Source organism: Ruegeria sp. AL7, assembly GCF_056536105.1.
This window is the reverse complement of sequence record NZ_JBQFJF010000001.1, coordinates 780,103-796,119: the sequence shown is the minus strand read 5'-3', so window position 1 is coordinate 796,119 and position 16,017 is coordinate 780,103. Positions and strand designations below refer to the sequence as shown.

General features: G+C 56.3%; 16 protein-coding genes. 8 read left to right on the top strand and 8 right to left on the bottom strand.

Annotation, left to right across the window (positions count from 1 at the left end; all coding sequences use genetic code 11):
- The first annotated feature begins 12 nt into the window (after positions 1-12).
- Entirely contained in the window at positions 13-519 is a 507-nt protein-coding gene (locus tag ACR3E2_RS03945) for a hypothetical protein (RefSeq protein ID WP_480481159.1), read from the top strand.
- Between the two features lie 4 nt (positions 520-523).
- Here ACR3E2_RS03945 and ACR3E2_RS03940 read toward each other — a convergent pair whose 3' ends face one another.
- Positions 524-1,783, bottom strand: coding sequence for a vWA domain-containing protein (locus ACR3E2_RS03940; protein WP_480481161.1), 1,260 nt, complete (start codon positions 1,781-1,783; stop codon positions 524-526).
- A gap of 58 nt (positions 1,784-1,841) precedes the next feature.
- Positions 1,842-2,750, bottom strand: a complete 909-nt coding sequence (locus ACR3E2_RS03935; RefSeq protein ID WP_480481163.1) for an AAA family ATPase — start codon at positions 2,748-2,750, stop codon at positions 1,842-1,844.
- Positions 2,751-2,913: 163 nt separating this feature from the next.
- Here ACR3E2_RS03935 and pyrC point away from each other — a divergent pair, with 163 nt between their 5' ends.
- Entirely contained in the window at positions 2,914-3,951 is a 1,038-nt protein-coding gene (pyrC, locus tag ACR3E2_RS03930; protein WP_480481165.1) for a dihydroorotase, read from the top strand.
- Here the strand turns inward: pyrC and ACR3E2_RS03925 are convergent.
- Together ACR3E2_RS03925 and ACR3E2_RS03920 are read right to left on the bottom strand one after the other, a co-directional pair.
- Positions 3,948-5,240 carry an MmgE/PrpD family protein gene (locus tag ACR3E2_RS03925; protein ID WP_480481167.1) on the bottom strand — a complete coding sequence of 431 codons (1,293 nt, stop codon included), beginning with the start codon at positions 5,238-5,240 and terminating at the stop codon, positions 3,948-3,950. The genes pyrC and ACR3E2_RS03925 overlap by 4 nt on opposite strands.
- Before the next feature lie 37 nt (positions 5,241-5,277).
- A complete protein-coding gene (locus tag ACR3E2_RS03920; protein ID WP_480481682.1) occupies positions 5,278-5,724 on the bottom strand; it encodes a type II toxin-antitoxin system RatA family toxin in 447 nt (148 codons plus the stop codon).
- A 72-nt stretch (positions 5,725-5,796) separates the two neighbouring features.
- On the opposite strand from ACR3E2_RS03920, the gene hpt reads away from it, so the two are divergent.
- Positions 5,797-6,339, top strand: coding sequence for a hypoxanthine phosphoribosyltransferase (gene hpt / locus ACR3E2_RS03915; RefSeq protein WP_480481169.1), 543 nt, complete (start codon positions 5,797-5,799; stop codon positions 6,337-6,339).
- Between the two features lie 120 nt (positions 6,340-6,459).
- A complete protein-coding gene (locus ACR3E2_RS03910; RefSeq protein ID WP_480481171.1) occupies positions 6,460-6,816 on the top strand; it encodes a hypothetical protein in 357 nt (118 codons plus the stop codon).
- Positions 6,817-6,827: 11 nt separating this feature from the next.
- On the opposite strand, the gene ACR3E2_RS03905 is transcribed toward ACR3E2_RS03910, so the two are convergent.
- Positions 6,828-7,979, bottom strand: coding sequence for an amidohydrolase (locus ACR3E2_RS03905; RefSeq protein ID WP_480481173.1), 1,152 nt, complete (start codon positions 7,977-7,979; stop codon positions 6,828-6,830).
- Positions 7,976-8,926: a lipoyl synthase gene (lipA, locus tag ACR3E2_RS03900; RefSeq protein WP_480481175.1), complete on the bottom strand. Its 951-nt coding sequence runs from the start codon at positions 8,924-8,926 to the stop codon at positions 7,976-7,978. Before lipA ends, ACR3E2_RS03905 begins: the two co-directional genes overlap by 4 nt.
- A gap of 261 nt (positions 8,927-9,187) precedes the next feature.
- On the opposite strand from lipA, the gene ACR3E2_RS03895 reads away from it, so the two are divergent.
- Positions 9,188-9,736, top strand: coding sequence for a redoxin family protein (locus ACR3E2_RS03895; protein ID WP_480481177.1), 549 nt, complete (start codon positions 9,188-9,190; stop codon positions 9,734-9,736).
- A 51-nt stretch (positions 9,737-9,787) separates the two neighbouring features.
- Here the strand turns inward: ACR3E2_RS03895 and ACR3E2_RS03890 are convergent, their stop codons facing one another.
- A complete protein-coding gene (locus ACR3E2_RS03890) occupies positions 9,788-10,870 on the bottom strand; it encodes a DUF6456 domain-containing protein (RefSeq protein WP_480481179.1) in 1,083 nt (360 codons plus the stop codon).
- A gap of 241 nt (positions 10,871-11,111) precedes the next feature.
- Between ACR3E2_RS03890 and ACR3E2_RS03885 the strand changes: the two genes are divergently transcribed.
- Positions 11,112-11,411, top strand: a complete 300-nt coding sequence (locus ACR3E2_RS03885) for a DUF6477 family protein (protein ID WP_480481181.1) — start codon at positions 11,112-11,114, stop codon at positions 11,409-11,411.
- Here ACR3E2_RS03885 and ACR3E2_RS03880 read toward each other — a convergent pair whose 3' ends face one another.
- Positions 11,412-12,956 (bottom strand): trimethylamine methyltransferase family protein, encoded by a 1,545-nt coding sequence (locus ACR3E2_RS03880; protein ID WP_480481183.1) that lies wholly within the window; start codon positions 12,954-12,956, stop codon positions 11,412-11,414.
- A gap of 306 nt (positions 12,957-13,262) precedes the next feature.
- Between ACR3E2_RS03880 and guaA the strand changes: the two genes are divergently transcribed.
- Positions 13,263-14,822, top strand: a complete 1,560-nt coding sequence (guaA, locus tag ACR3E2_RS03875) for a glutamine-hydrolyzing GMP synthase (RefSeq protein WP_480481185.1) — start codon at positions 13,263-13,265, stop codon at positions 14,820-14,822.
- Positions 14,823-15,033: 211 nt separating this feature from the next.
- Positions 15,034-15,939 (top strand): DMT family transporter, encoded by a 906-nt coding sequence (locus tag ACR3E2_RS03870; protein WP_480481187.1) that lies wholly within the window; start codon positions 15,034-15,036, stop codon positions 15,937-15,939.
- Positions 15,940-16,017: the final 78 nt, after the last annotated feature.

Here is a 16,017-nt window from a genome sequence, read left to right as displayed (position 1 = left end):
TAGATCGGAGACATGCAGTTGAAACGTATTCTTGCACTGGGCGCGGCAGTTGGTCTTTTGACGTCAACCGCAGCGTGGGCTGACACATTCCAACGCTATGGAGAGGTTGAAGGCTGGAAAGTCTTCATCGACAATGAAAAGAAATCCTGCCTGATCGAGGCCGTCGATGATGCGGAAAACGTCGTTCAGATGGGACTGACCGAAGATCGCGGTGTCGGATATGTCGGCGTGTTCACCAAGGCTGAAACCGATATCAAACGTGGCGAGACGCAAGAAGTTGCTATCCTGCTGGGCGACAACATCTATCTGGGTGAAGCGACCGGCATGAAAGGTAACATCACCAAAGGCTATTCCGGTGGATATGTCCTGTCGGACAGCCCTCAGTTCGCGGATGATCTGGCCAAGAAAAAGGTCATGATCGTTTTCCCTGAGACAACATATGCCTTCACAGTCGATCTGACAGGCACTTACAAAGCCATGGAGATGGCCCGCAAGTGCAATGAAGAACAGCTGTCGTAAGCTGCTAGTCGGAAAGCGCGGCCATCAGCCGCGCTTTCTGCCCATGATCGTCGGGTTGTGAAATCGCTGTGGCCAAGTCTTCGAGTGAGGCAATCGAATGCCCTGCGCGAAAACTGTCAACATGCGGCAGCATCGCGGCAACCCCTTGCGCCCTGGGCGCGAACCCGTCCCAACGCAACAAGGGATTCAGCCAGATCAGGCGTTTTGAGGACAGGTGCAGACGCTCAATCTCTTTCCTGAGGAGCTCGGGATCACCTCGCTCGAGCCCGTCGGTGATCAGCAGAACAACCACCCCTTGCCCCATCACCCGGCGTGACCAGTCCCGATTGAATTGATGCAGGCACTCGCCGATACTAGTGCCGCCCTCCCAATCCTGTGCCTCGGCACCTGCGGCGGCAAGTGCCGCGTCTACATCTCGTTGGTGCAGGTGGCGCGTTATGTTGGTCAGGCGTGTGCCGAATGTGAAGGCATGGACCTTGGCCCAACCCGCTCCCTTGGTGTTCGATACCGTGTGCAGGAAATGCAGGATGATCCGACTGTACTGGCTCATCGAGCCGGAAATATCGCAAAGTGCGACAAGATTTGGCCAGCGCGGTTTGGGTTGTAGTCTGGCAATATCGCGCAACTCACCCCCTTGCCGCATGGCCGCGCGCAAGGTGCGGGCACGGTCGATGCGGTGCCCCAGATGGCTGGTCTGCCCGCGGCGTGATTCAATTGGCTTTACTGGCAGTGTCATCCGCGCCAATACGCGCTTGGCCTGCGCGATTTCGGCGGTGCTCATCTGCTCGAAGTCCAGATTGCGCAGCCGCTCCTCGGACGATGCAGTCTGGGTTGCGTCGATTTCGATCTCGGTTTCGTCTTCCCCTTGTCCTGCAGCGTCCGGCAAATCACGCTCAACCCCGTCCAGCAGCGCCTCAGCTGCGCGCTTTTCACCGGCATCGGCCTTGCGTTCTTCCTGAACGCCGCGAATTGCAGGAAGCATCATAGCCATCATGTGTTCCATGTAACGCGGATCTCGCCAGTACATTCGGAAGACTTGCGCAAAAACCACGCGGTGTTCCGGGCGGTTCACGAAACAGGCGTGTAAGGTCCAATAGAAATCCTGTTTCTCGGAAAAACCTGCCGCCTGCACCGCACGAATTGCGTCGATCACACGACCGGGTCCGATTGGCAGCCCAGCCTTTCTGAGTGCGCGGGCAAAATGGGTGATGTTGTGCGCCAGCTTTGGGTTGTCTGGGATATCCAGCGGAAGTTGTTCGGCCATCAGACGTTATGGGGGCTCTGCCCCCATACCCCCGGAGTATTTGGAAAAAGATGAAACATCAGACCGGTTCGAGCGTGGCCTTGGCCTCGTCGAGGATGCGTTTGGCCTCGGACCCCTGAAGTTTTTGAATGTCGTCCTGATATTTCAGGATCGCACCCAGCGTGTCGCCGATCACCTCGGGGCTGAGGTTCAACACATCCAGCGCCAACAGGCATTTCGCCCAGTCGATGGTCTCGGCCACACCGGGTTTCTTGAACAAATCCTCGGTGCGCAAACGTTGAACGAAGGCTACAACCTCGCGACTAAGCCCTTCCGCAGCTTCAGGCGCGCGCGCATGCAGAATTTCGATCTCACGTTCGAAATCAGGATAATCAACCCAGTGATACAGGCAGCGACGCTTGAGGGCATCGTGCACTTCGCGGGTCCGGTTCGACGTGACAATTACAATCGGTGGTTCGGGTGCTACAACAGTGCCCAGTTCAGGAATCGTGACCTGAAAATCACTCAGAGCTTCCAGTAGAAAGGCTTCGAACGGTTCATCGGTCCGGTCCAGTTCGTCGATCAGAAGAACCGGCGCTCCATTTTCGTCCGGGCGCATTGCCTGCAACAAGGGGCGTTCGATCAGGTATTCATCCGAAAACAGTTCCGCCTGCAACGCGCCCCGGTCGGCCCCACCTGCGGCCTCGGCCGTTCGGATCGCGACCATCTGCGCCGGAAAGTTCCATTCGTAAACGGCAGAAGACGCATCCAGACCTTCGTAGCATTGCAGACGGATCAGGCGCCGGTTCAACCCGGATGCCAGAGCCTTGGCGATCTCGGTCTTTCCCACCCCTGCCTCGCCTTCCAGAAACAACGGGCGTCCAAGCTTCAGCGACAGGAACACAACCGTCGCAAGGGCGCGACCACAGACATAGCCCTGACGACCCAGCATCTGCTGCACGGCATCGATGGAAACTGGCTGTGTCATGGAACCCCTTTCTGCTTTAGGGATAAACAGGTCATGCAACCGTCTGGCCGTCAAGGCCTCAACCTTTCTCAGAGCTACGACGTTCAGGTCGGTTGACAAGATTTTCTTTGTGGCTTGCGCGGACGCAGTTGGTCTTTCGCAACAGCTATGTTAGCGGAAGGCCATGACCGACACCCTTACGCTCCACCGCCCCGACGACTGGCACCTGCATCTGCGCGATGGCGCGATGCTACAAGCCGTTCTGCCCGAAACCGCGCGCCATTTCGCCCGTGCGATCATTATGCCGAACCTAGTGCCGCCGGTTGTGCGTGGCGACCAAGCTGTCGCCTATCGAGACCGCATTCTGGCGGCCCTTCCCGACGGTATGACGTTCGAGCCGCTGATGACCCTGTATCTGACCGAAAATACAGATGCCGCAGATGTCGCAGCGGCCCATGCCAGCGGTGTGATCAAAGCCGTCAAACTGTATCCTGCCGGGGCTACGACCAACTCTGCCTCGGGTGTGCGCGATTTCGACAAAGTGCGCCCGGTGCTTGAGAAGATGGCCGAAATCGGCTTGCCCATGTGCGTACATGGCGAGGTGACGGATCCCGAGATCGATATATTTGACCGCGAAGCCGTGTTCATCGACCGGGTTCTTGATCCGATCCGCAGATCGACACCAGGCTTGCGTGTGGTGATGGAACATATCACCACGTCCAATGGTGTGGATTATGTCAAAGCCAACGTGATTGATCTGGGTGCAACGATCACGGCGCATCACCTGATTATCAACCGCAACCACATCCTGGTTGGTGGCATCAAACCGCATTACTACTGCCTTCCCGTTGCCAAGCGCGAAGAACACCGTCTGACCCTGCTATCCGCTGCAACATCGGGCGATGCGCGGTTTTTTCTGGGTACAGACAGCGCCCCGCACACGGATGCAAACAAGGAAATGGCTTGTGGCTGTGCCGGTTGTTTCACAGCGACCAACACTATGTCTTTGGTCGCCGAGATGTTTGACCGGGAAGGTGCTTTGGACAAGCTGGAAGGATTTGTGTCGCTCAACGGGCCAGGTTTCTATCGCTTGCCCGTGAACCAGGAGATGATCACCCTGACCAAGGGTGAGCCCGTTTCGTATCCCTCAAAGATTGACACAGGCGATGGACCGGTCACTGTGTTTGACCCGGGCTTTCCGTTGCACTGGCGCGTGGCTTAACCCGCCACTTGTTCGGCCAAATCGCAAGCACGTCCCCCGGTGCGCAGCATCGACCAGATCGAGTCCGCCTCATCCGCGCCGATCAGCTTGGTCGCTTTGTCGCGCACGCGATCCTCGCGGTCAGACAGCGGCATTGGGTTCAGCAGATCATGCGTTGCTTCGCGGCGAATGCCATCGCGACGCAGCAGGGACAGATGCGACTGCGTTTCTGACAGGCTTTCATCTGCCTTGACCGTGATGCGGTCGCGCAAAGACGTTATACGCGGGTCGAGGCAGACCTTGTCAGTGAAACTGCCTGGCAAAGCCGTATCATATCCCAGCGCCTGCATCGCGATCACTGTCCGATAGGAAAACTTGGCTCCCAGTCCGGTTGTCGGCGACAGCTGATTGCACACACTCATCCAGCGCGGATGCGTTTTTATCTGGATCTCGGCGACCTCGGGTTCTGCTATGTCCAACTCCCGCGCAGCTTCCAGCGCGGCGTGAAGACCGTGGCAACAGGCGTGAAACTTGTGGCTGACCGTTTCAAACAGCCATTCATCGCCCAACCCATCCAGAGCAGTTTGGTCTGCTGCGCCTTGATGCGTTGCGCCAAACCCAAAAGGACCTTCCAGCGCGTCGGCGTTGACCTGAAAACCGCGCTGCACCAGCAAGGCGGTCTCGACCCCTGCCGAGGCGGCAAGTCCGGCGTTATACGGCTTGCCCATGGTTCCGAACTGCGCCTTCAGCCCCGCCGCACGCGTTGCCGTCAGACCCAGAACCATTCGCATCTGGTTTGCGTTAAACCCCAGCAAACGGCCAACAGCAACTGCCGCCCCGAAGGCACCGGATGTTGCCGTCTGATGAAACCCTGCCTGATAGTGGCCGCGTCCCAGCCACAAGCCAATTCGGATTGAGGTTTCCATACCCACCAAAACGGCTTCGAGCATGTCGACTAGAATACGGTCATCCCATTCGGCCACAGCAAGGGCTGCGGGCAAAATGGCGACGGAAGGATGCCCGATATGGGCGAAATGCGTGTCATCGTAATCCAGCGCGTGGGACACCGTGCCGTTGACCAAAGCCGCACCGCGCAGCGGTGCCGAGTCGCCGCCAAAGAGATGTGCCTGAGGATTCCCACCCTCGGACAGTATCATGTCGCGAACCGTGGCTGAGACGGGTTCGCGCACGCCTGCCCGGCCCACAGCGACCCAGTCAAGAACGGAAAGCGACGTGACGATTCTTGCCTGAGACGACGTCGAAACCGGGCCTGCCGCAAATGCGGCCAATGATGCTGTAAATTCCGTCATGCGCGTAGTCTAGCGTGCGCCTGACAAGGGTAAAGACCTAGCTGTAGAGTTGTTGCGCGCGCGCCTCGAACGCGCGCACGATCCGATGCATGGCTTCGTTGAATACCACGCCGATAATCCCTTGCAGGATGGCATTCTTGAATTCGAAGTCCACATGGAACGAGACGTTGCAACCCCCATCAGGCGCGTCCTCGAACTGCCAGTCGGATTTCATGTATTTGAAGGGGCCGTCCAGGTATTCGGTGTCGATTTTCTTTTGATCCGCAAACAGGGTTACCTTGCTGCCAAATCGTTCCCGGAAAACCTTGAACGAGATGACCAGATCTGCCTCCATCACCTCAGCCTCTTCCAGCGCATAGGTCTTGCGAATGCGGGCAGCAGCGCACCACGGCAGAAATTGCGGGTACTTGGCCACGTCGGCAACCAGGTCGTACATCTGCTGGGCTGTATAAGGCAGGTGGCGGGTTTCCGAATGGATAGGCATGACGTCCGGTATTTGCAGGTGACAATGGCGCGTCATGTCGTATGTTGCGCGCCAAAGATCAAGGGGGCTGCGATGACTGACCGCGCATATGTGATAGATGAGATGATCTCGGCAAAGGCCATCGCTGCTCGAATCGAGGAGCTGTGTCGCGACATTTCGGCAGAGTTCGAAGACACCGACAAGCTGGTGGTCGTGGGTCTGCTGCGCGGCAGCTTTGTATTCATCGCCGACCTTGTGCGCGAACTTGACCTTCCGATCGAAGTGGATTTCCTTGAAGCTTCTTCTTACGGAGACGCGATGGAGAGCAGCCGGGAAGTTCGTATTCTCAAAGACTTACGCGGCGCAATTGAAGGGCGCGACGTGCTGGTTGTCGAGGATATCGTTGACACTGGCCATACGTTGAACCATGTCACCAAGTTGCTGCAAAGCCGTAACCCCGCGCGCCTGAAATCCATTGCCCTGCTGGACAAGCCGAGCCGCCGCGAAGTGGATTTCCGATCAGACTGGATCGGGTTTGAGATTCCAGACGAATTTGTCGTGGGATATGGAATTGACTACGCCCAACGCAATCGCAACCTGCCCTATATTGGCAAAGTCCGCTTTACAGACGAATAGCTGAGCGGGCAATTTACAGATCTCGTGCTCAGACCCGTTTAAAAATTCAATTTTTAGAATATCATTGGACAATTATCGCCTCGTCGCTTTATCTTTCAGGAAGTAGCAGGAGTATTGATAATGAAGCGGTTTTTCGCGATAGCGGGCGTCTTTTTGGCGATCGTGTCCCTTGCAGGTGCGTCTTATGCAAAAGACAACAAAGGCAAAGGGCAAGGTGCCAACAAAACCAAAGTAGAGAAATCCATTAAGTCAAACGGCAAAGCTGTTCCGCCTGGTCAAATCAAACGATACACCCGAGGTCAGAAATTGCCGAACGACCTGCGTTTTGATTATATTAACGACCTCGACAACTGGAAGCTCAAGCCACTGAAGCCGGGGCAACGGTATATTCGGGTCGACGACGAAATAATCTCGATATCGGATGATACGAAGACTGTAATAGAAGCTGTTGGAATCGTTGGCGATCTGATGAACTGAAAGCCTCGGTCCTAGCAGTCGCGGCCTAACACAGCTTCGATGGCCTTCAAAAATACCCCGGTCCCAATCGGAATAAGCGCATCCGGGAAGTCGTAGTCCGGGTTGTGCAACTGGGGATGGTCGCTCCCCGACCCCAACCAGAACATGGCGGTTTTCGCGCTTTTTCCAAACTGGCCGAAATCTTCTGAAAACCGCTGTGGCTGATCGGTCAACCTGCAAGAAACGCCCTGCTCCGTGCAGGCCTTGGACAGGATCGAAACTGCTTCCGGGTGATTGGCACAAGCCTCAAACACTTCGTCATAACTGATTTCGACCGCCAGCCCTTCGGCTTTGGCCGCTTCGCGGACCAGCGACTCAGCGTCGGTGATCAGTTGCGCCATTCTCGCGTCCGTGACGGTGCGAAGCGTCACCCACAGCTCGGCCCGCCCCGGTGCTACTCCGACCGTGCGCTCACCCAACGTGGCATGTGTGACGGTCGTCAACGCGTAATCGTCATTCAGATCCCCGCCGCCGCCTAACGCGGTCAAAGCCGGCATCAGGCGTGCCAGCGCACCGGCAGGTGACACCCCATCTTGCGGAGCGGCAGCATGTGACGTCTTTCCGGTCAGAACGATCTGCATCCCGCGTGAGGCGCAATTGGCAGAACCGCTGCAAATTTCGACCGCCCCCAACTCCAATCCCGGTAAGTTGTGCAAAGACAACACCAGGTCGGGCGCAACCTCGGCGTATTGGGGATCAGCTCGGAAAGCGATTGCACCATGGCCGGTCTCTTCGGCTGGCTGGAAAATCAATACGACGCGGCCCTTTTTGGGGCGTTGATGATTCAACACGTCTGCCACGCCCAGAACCATTGTCATATGACCGTCGTGGCCGCACAAATGCCCTTTGCCCGCGACCTGAGATACATGGGAATGGTTCGCCAACTCCTGGATCGGCAGCCCATCCAGTTCGCAGCGAATGCCCAGCGTGGGACCGGGTTGGCCACTTTCGAAAACAGCAGCGATCCCGTGCCGACCTATTCCGGTCATAACATGGTCAGCACCAGCGTCGCGCAGAAATTCAGCCACCCGCGCCGCGGTTTTCTTTTCTTGTCCCGAAAGTTCGGGGTGTTGATGCAGCTCGTGGCGCAGACGAGTCAGTCGCGCGATCTTATCCGGTGTCACGCTTTTTGTAGCTTTTCTAGACGCGCCGCGCGCAGTCGGGTGAAATCGTCACCAGCGTGATAAGAAGACCGGGTCAAAGGTGTCGCAGATACCATCAGAAAGCCTTTGCCGTATGCCGCCTTTTCGTATGACGCGAACTCGTCGGGTGTAACGAAACGATCAACGCCGTGGTGTTTCGGCGTTGGTTGCAGATACTGGCCAATCGTCAAAAAATCGATATCCGCCGCGCGCATATCATCCATGACCTGGCGCACCTGCTGTTCGTTTTCGCCAAGCCCAACCATGATGCCAGACTTGGTAAAGATCGACGGATCAAGTTCTTTCACCCGCTGCAAAAGACGCAGGGAATGGAAGTACCGCGCACCAGGGCGAACCTCGGGGTACAAACCCGGTACGGTTTCCAGATTGTGATTGAAGACATCCGGCTTCGCCTGAACCACAATTTCCAGAACATCCGCATCGCATTTCAGAAAATCGGGTGTCAGAATCTCGATCGTGGTTTTGGGAGAGCGGTGCCGCACCGCGCGGATGGTCTGCGCAAAATGCTCGGCTCCTCCATCGCTCAGATCATCCCGGTCGACAGAGGTGATAACCACATGGTTCAGGCCAAGTTTTTCGACTGCATGTGCCACCCGGCCGGGTTCAAAGGCGTCAAGGTCGTCTGGGCGACCGGTAGCGATATTGCAGAATGTGCAGCCACGGGTACAAATCTCGCCCATGATCATCATGGTGGCGTGACCCTGGCTCCAGCATTCGCCGACATTGGGGCATCCTGCCTCTTCGCAGACGGTGACCAGATTGTTGTCGCGCATGATCCGACGCGTATCTGCATAACCTTTGCCGCCGGGTGCCTTGACCCTGATCCAGTTCGGTTTCTTGGGCTGCGCATTATCCGGGCGGTGCGCTTTTTCCGGATGGCGCTGTTCGGGGATCTTCAGATCTCGCACGGGCAATTTTCCTGACTTTGGGTCAATCCTGTCGCTCATAACATAGACAGATGCGCAGTGTTACACCAGCGGCGCATAGCCGCTATGCAACGCCGCCGTGCATAAGCAAGAGCACGATTGCAAATTCCCGTTTTACCGCATGTTTTCAATGCCTAATGAGAAGAGATTATTAGTTCAAAATGCGGCGTTTCGTCGATTGAAGGTAGTTTGGAACTGTTTTAAGTCACAACAAAATCACAAGTGAATCACAGGAGCTTGACCATGAAATCCGGCGCAATTCTGCCCAACGTGACCTTTCACACCCGTGTCCGTGATGACTCAATCGAAGGACCAAACCCATTCCGTTGGGAAGACAAGTCCACCGCTGACTATTTTGCAGGAAAACGCGTGATCCTGTTCTCGTTGCCCGGTGCGTTCACGCCCACCTGCTCGACATATCAACTGCCCGGCTTTGAAAACGGGTATAGCGATTTCATTGCCCGGGGCGTCGATGAAATCTACTGCATGTCTGTCAACGACAGCTTTGTGATGAACAAATGGGCGCAAGATCAGGGCCTGACCAACGTAAAGGTCATTCCGGATGGATCGGGCGAGTTCACCCGCAAAATGGGTATGCTGGTTGACAAGGATAATCTGGGCTTTGGCATGCGGTCATGGCGCTATGCGGCCATCGTAAACGACGGCGTTGTCGAAGCTTGGTTCGAAGAACCTGGCCTGATGGATAACTGCCCAGAAGATCCCTATGGCGTGTCTTCGCCCGAAAACCTGATGAAACATCTTCAGGCAACGGCAGAGCCCGAACTGGCCTGAGTATCAACAAGACAAATAAAGGCCCGTTATGACGGGCCTTTTTTTGTGCCTTCAGCCAATCATGCGGTCGCGTTCAGCCTGATCCTGATAGTGGCGTTTCAGCCGCTGTAATGCGATCCGCAGAACAATCTTGCCGGATCGTGCAGACCAGCCCATACGCTTTTCCGCCAGTTCCAACCCTTCGAGATAGCAACAACACCGCAGGGCAACGTCACTTAGTCCGGGGCCAAGATCAGACAAGGCCCGCGCCACGCGATCCCGCGCATCGGATGACCCCTTTCCTCCGTGGCTTTCACTGTCATAACAGCCACGGCCACCAGCCGTAAGAAACCGGTCCCAGTTCTGTGAAACCTGTGGGCCAATCTGCGCCAATTCGAAATCTTCGCGCAAACGCTCTCCGGCGCTGACAAGCGATTCATCCAGAAAAGGCTTGCCATCGCGGTCACGCCTGCGTGCAAGGGCAACCAACGGGCTTTCCGTGGCGCTATAGCGAATGCGCTTGATCCGGTCAGCCGCCCCGGCCGACGTCTTAGACTGAAACAACGACTGGGCTTCGGCAAATCCAAATTCAGTCCCCACCCGCGCCTTGTTTTCCGCTTTCGCAATCAGGTGGCTCAGGGCCGTTCGGCCAGCTGCAGAAATCCGATACCGTGAAATACGACCGGGGTTATCGCAGGAAATCCAGTCCTTTAAGGCCAGAGCCTGAGCGATCTCGCAATCGACGACCGCGGTTCTGGTCGCTCCGGCGTTGCCGGTGTCGCGAACGACTACCGCTTTGTCCATTTCTTCAGCCACGGCAAGAACCGAACCGGTTTCACTCAGGCGGCGCAAAATGCGCAATGCTTCTCTTTCGAACGCTTCTTCCTGGGCAGCTTCATCCGCGATCACGACCGCGTCGCCTGCGTCATCGGACATGGAAAAATGTGTTTCTGCCAGCGATTGCAAAGCAGCATCCACCAATGGATCGTCACGGCGCATCTCGATACGCCGGATTTGCCGGAGGATGGTTGACGCATGGCAGCCTGCCGATCTCGCGATATCGCGGATCGAGCGTCCGGTTTCGGTATGAGCAAGGTATCTTTGCGCCCCCTCTGGAACCCATGCCGGAATGGTGAAAGCCATGTTGTTTTCCATGATTATTTGCCCTCGTCGACAAAACAAAATGTCACTTTTCGCCCTCGGATTGCGGGTTAACCAAATCTAACTAGAGGTCCATTCGTTACTCGTTCGTTAACCTCACAAGGCGCGAACCAGATTTGATTCAAAAAGATAAACAGTCGTGAAACCATCGTTCGGAGAGGCTGTCACGCAGGCAACACCCGCTTAGGTTGTGCATTTAATGGTCCCGTAAACCCTCAGACACAGGACACATAAGATGCAGGACCTGATGACAATGATCTCAACGCTTCACCGCCCACGCATGTTGGCAAGAGCCGCCAATTTCGGAGCGAGAGAGTACAACCGGGACAGGCATCTGCAACGTATTCTGGGATACGGATCATTGCCGGGTTCAGGTCAGGCCCTGCTGCGACTGATGGAGATGGAAAAAGAGGTAAATGAACTGCGCAAAGAAGATGATGCCGCATACTCTCTGGTCCGGCATCTCGACATTCTTATCGCGCTGTTGGGTGAGGCGCGGCTGTATCAGGCCAGCCGCGCCCCGGTCCTTCAGTAATCAGGAGAACGCATCCGGCAAGGAGGCCTTTTTCTCGGCGATATAGGCTTCCAGCGCTGCGGCTGTATCCGGTTCCATATGCGGTTGCTGGTAATTAGCCAGCAGGTGTTCAACCCGCGCAGAGGCCAGAGCCCGCGTATCACGCGCGCCTTCTTCCTGCCAGGTTTCATATGGCTTGTAGTCCAGCAGATCGGACTTCCAGAACGATTCCTTGAAGTTCGCCTGCGTGTGGGCACATCCTAGGTAATGCCCGCCCGGGCCAACTTCCCGGATCGCATCCATGGCCTGCGCGTTTTCGTCATAGGCCACGCCCTTGGCCAGCGAATGCAAAACACCCAACTGGTCGGCATCCATAACGAATTTCTCGAAGTCGGCCACCAGGCCGCCTTCCAGCCAGCCGCAGGCATGCAACATGAAGTTCACGCCAGCCAACAGTCCCATATTCAGCGAGTTCGCTGTTTCATAAGCCGCCTGCGCATCCGGAAGTTTCGAGCCACAGAACGATCCTGCGGACCGATAGGGCAAGTTCAGACGCCGCGCCAGCTGACCCGCGCCATAGGTGATATGCGCAGCTTCTGGTGTTCCGAAGGTCGGGGCACCTGAATTCATGTCGATCGAAGTCACGAATGCACCAAAGATCGCGGGTGCACCGGGACGGACGATCTGGCTGTACGCCACACCGGCAAGAACCTCGGCCAGAACCTGTGTCAAAGTACCGGCTACCGAGACCGGCGCCATCGCGCCGCCCACAATAAAGGGCGAGATGATGCAGGCCTGATTGTTACGTGCATAGACTTCCAGCGAGCCCATCATCACATCGTCGAATGTCATCGGCGAGTTGATGTTGGTCAGCGACGTCATCACCGTGTTTTGCTGAACGAACTCCTTGCCGAACAGGATTTCGCACATTTCGACCGAATCCTGCGCCCGGCTGGGATCGGTCACAGAACCCATGAAAGGCTTGTCCGACAGGGTCATGTGCGCCTTCAACATGTCCAGATGGCGCTTGTTCACCGGAATGTCGGTCGGCTCACACACAGTACCGCCCGAATGGTGCAACCACTTGGACATATAGGCGAGTTTCACGAACTTGTTGAAGTCGTCCATCGTCGCGTATCGACGGCCGCCCTGTGCATCGCGCACGAAAGGAGGGCCGTAAACCGGGGCCAGAACCATGTTTCGACCACCGATTACGACCGATTTCTCGGGGTTGCGGGCATGTTGGGTAAACTCGCTGGGCGCAGTTTTGATCAGCTCACGAGCCAGGCCACGCGGAATGCGCACGCGTTCACCGTCGATATCCGCGCCAGCGTCGCGCCAGCGTTCCAGAGCGGCAGGGTTATCAACAAAGTTAACACCGATCTCTTCCAACACGGTTTCCGCATTGTTTTCGATGATCTCCAGTGCCTCTTCATTGAGGATTTCGAAGTTCGGAATGTTGCGTTCGATGTATTTCGCGGTCTCGATACGAACTGCAGTCCGCTCGGCACGGCGGGCAGCGCCACCGCCACCTCTCGCCCTGCGCCGGGTGTTTGCCTCGGTCATGAGAAGATCCCGTGTTGTTGGTTAGATTGAGCGTTTGATACAGGTTTGCCGGAACGCAAGCATAGGGATTGCGGCACGTTGGGGGAAAAAGCGACATTGCCGTTCTGCAATCCCGCCAACGGGCTGCCATTGGGGATAATCGGATTTTGGAAAGTGCGGCCCAATTGTTACCGCACCTGTCTACTTCGGATCACGAACGGCGGGAAACACGAGTGCCGAAGGCCTGTGTGGCGATCTTCATCGAATCCCGCGCCGGAATCGGACCTCGCTCTTGCGAAATGTGCAGGCTTGCCCTAAGGCGCTGACATGACCCAGACATCCCACGACCGCCTTCTGATCATCGACTTCGGCAGCCAGGTTACGCAGCTTATTGCCCGCCGCCTGCGCGAACTGAATGTCTATTGCGAAATTCACCCTTACCAGAATGTCACGATGGATTTCGTGCGGGAAATGGCCCCGCGCGCCGTGATCTTCTCGGGCGGGCCGGACAGTGTGACGCGCGAAGGGTCGCCCCGTGCTCCGCAAGAGATTTTTGACTACGGCGTGCCGATTCTGGGCATCTGTTATGGCCAGCAAGTGATGATGCACCAGCTTGGCGGCAAGGTCGAAAGTGGCCATGGCACCGCCGAGTTCGGTCGGGCTTTTGTCACGCCAAAAGACGAACTGGAAATTCTGAAGGGCTGGTTTGACGACGGGGATGAACAGGTCTGGATGAGCCACGGTGACCACGTCAGTGAAATCGCGCCGGGATTTCAGGTCTTTGGCACATCGCCTAACGCGCCCTTTGCGATCACAGCCGATCCAGCGCGCCATTTCTATGCCGTGCAGTTCCACCCCGAGGTGCACCACACGCCCAAGGGCGCGAAGCTGTACGAGAACTTCGTCAAGCTGGCCGGTTTCAAGGGCGACTGGACCATGGGGGCCTATCGCGAGGAGATGATCCGCAAGATCCGCGAGCAGGTTGGTGACAAGAAGGTCATCTGCGGTTTGTCGGGCGGCGTTGACAGCTCGGTCGCGGCGATCCTGATCCACGAGGCGATTGGAGACCAGTTGACCTGCGTCTTCGTTGACCACGGGCTGTTGCGCAAGAACGAGGCGACAGAAGTCGTCGGCATGTTCCGCGACAACTACAATATCCAACTGATCCACGCGGACGAATCCGAACTGTTCCTTGGCGAGCTTGAAGGGCAAAGCGACCCGGAGACCAAACGCAAGATCATCGGCAAACTGTTCATCGACGTGTTCCAGAAACACGCCGATACCATTGAAGGGGCCGAGTTCCTGGCCCAGGGAACGCTTTATCCGGATGTAATCGAATCGGTGTCATTTTCGGGCGGTCCTTCTGTAACCATCAAATCGCACCACAATGTCGGTGGCTTGCCGGAAAAGATGGGCCTGAAACTGGTCGAACCCCTGCGAGAGCTGTTCAAGGATGAGGTTCGCGCGCTTGGCCGTGAACTTGGCCTTCCGCAGAGTTTCATCGGGCGTCACCCCTTCCCCGGCCCCGGTCTGGCAATCCGCTGCCCTGGTGAAATCACACGTGAAAAGCTGGGTATTTTGCGGGAAGCCGATGCAATTTATATCGACCAGATCCGTAAACACGGCCTCTATGATGACATCTGGCAGGCTTTTGTCGCCATCTTGCCAGTGCGCACCGTAGGCGTCATGGGTGATGGACGCACCTATGACTATGCCTGTGCCCTGCGGGCCGTAACATCTGTCGATGGCATGACCGCGGACTACTACCCGTTCAGCCATGATTTCTTGGGCGAAACGGCAACGCGGATCATCAACGAAGTCAAAGGCATCAACCGGTGCACCTATGACATCACATCGAAACCACCCGGCACCATCGAGTGGGAATAACCGGTGGGTATCTGCGTAAAACTTAACTGATTGAGCTGCAAAACGTCCTTCTCATTCAAGCTATTGTTCAGGGCAGTCATCTATACGACCTTGAATCTGGTGCACCTTCGACGTTTGAATGGCCGGGCAAACCTAGCCTGCTTATCATAAGCTCTTGGCCTTGCGGTCTTTTGGCCGCGCGGCTACGCGACGAACCTGAGGGACGCCCGAAATGAGCCATGCGCAGAAAGACGTGTTGAAGGCCGGTCTTTGGATGACGGGTGCGATCGCCTCATTTTCATCCATGGCGGTTGCAGGGCGTGAGCTGAGTTCTGCGCATGATACCTTTGAAATCATGATGTATCGCAGCATCGTGGGGTTCGTCGTTGTTGCAACAGTCCTGACTTTAACTCGCAACTGGCATCAGGTTTCAGCCGAACGGCTGGGGTTGCACGCCCTACGAAACACTTTACATTTTACAGGGCAAAATCTCTGGTTCTACGCCGTTGCAGTGGCTCCTTTGGCACAGGTTTTCGCGCTGGAGTTCACTCAGCCGCTTTGGGTGATCCTGCTCTCGCCGCTGTTTCTGAACGAACGGTTGACCCCGCTCCGGTTGATAGCGGCGCTAATTGGGTTTTCAGGGGTTCTGATCGTCACGCGCCCAGGCGCTGCCCCGTTGAGCCCCGGCTTAATAACAGCGGCGGCATCCGCGGTATTCTTTGCTTTTACAACGATTACCACTAAGAAGCTCACGCGTTTTGCCAGCATTGGGTGTATCGTTTTCTGGCTGACTGCAATGCAAACGGTCCTTGGGGCCACAGCCGCTGGCATCGACGGTCAGATTGTGCTTCCGACAATGCAAACCGCGCCCTACTTGATTCTGGTTGGGTTGGCGGGTTTGCTGGCGCATTTTTGCATTACCAATGCCCTGTCTATCGCCCCGGCAACCGTCGTCATTCCCTTTGATTTTGCACGCCTTCCGACAATCGCGGTGATCGGAATGATCCTCTATCACGAGCCCATCGACCATTGGGTGCTGATCGGCGCCGCTATCATCTTTGCAGGCATTTTCCTGAACATCTGGTCCGAAAATCGTAACAGTTTAGCAACAGTTCAGAACTGTAGTGGCAACAAGTAACGCACCGTCACCAGTTGACCTTAAACTAACTGAAAAGAAAGTATCGCGCATTACACACGAGTAGGCGCTGGACTCACT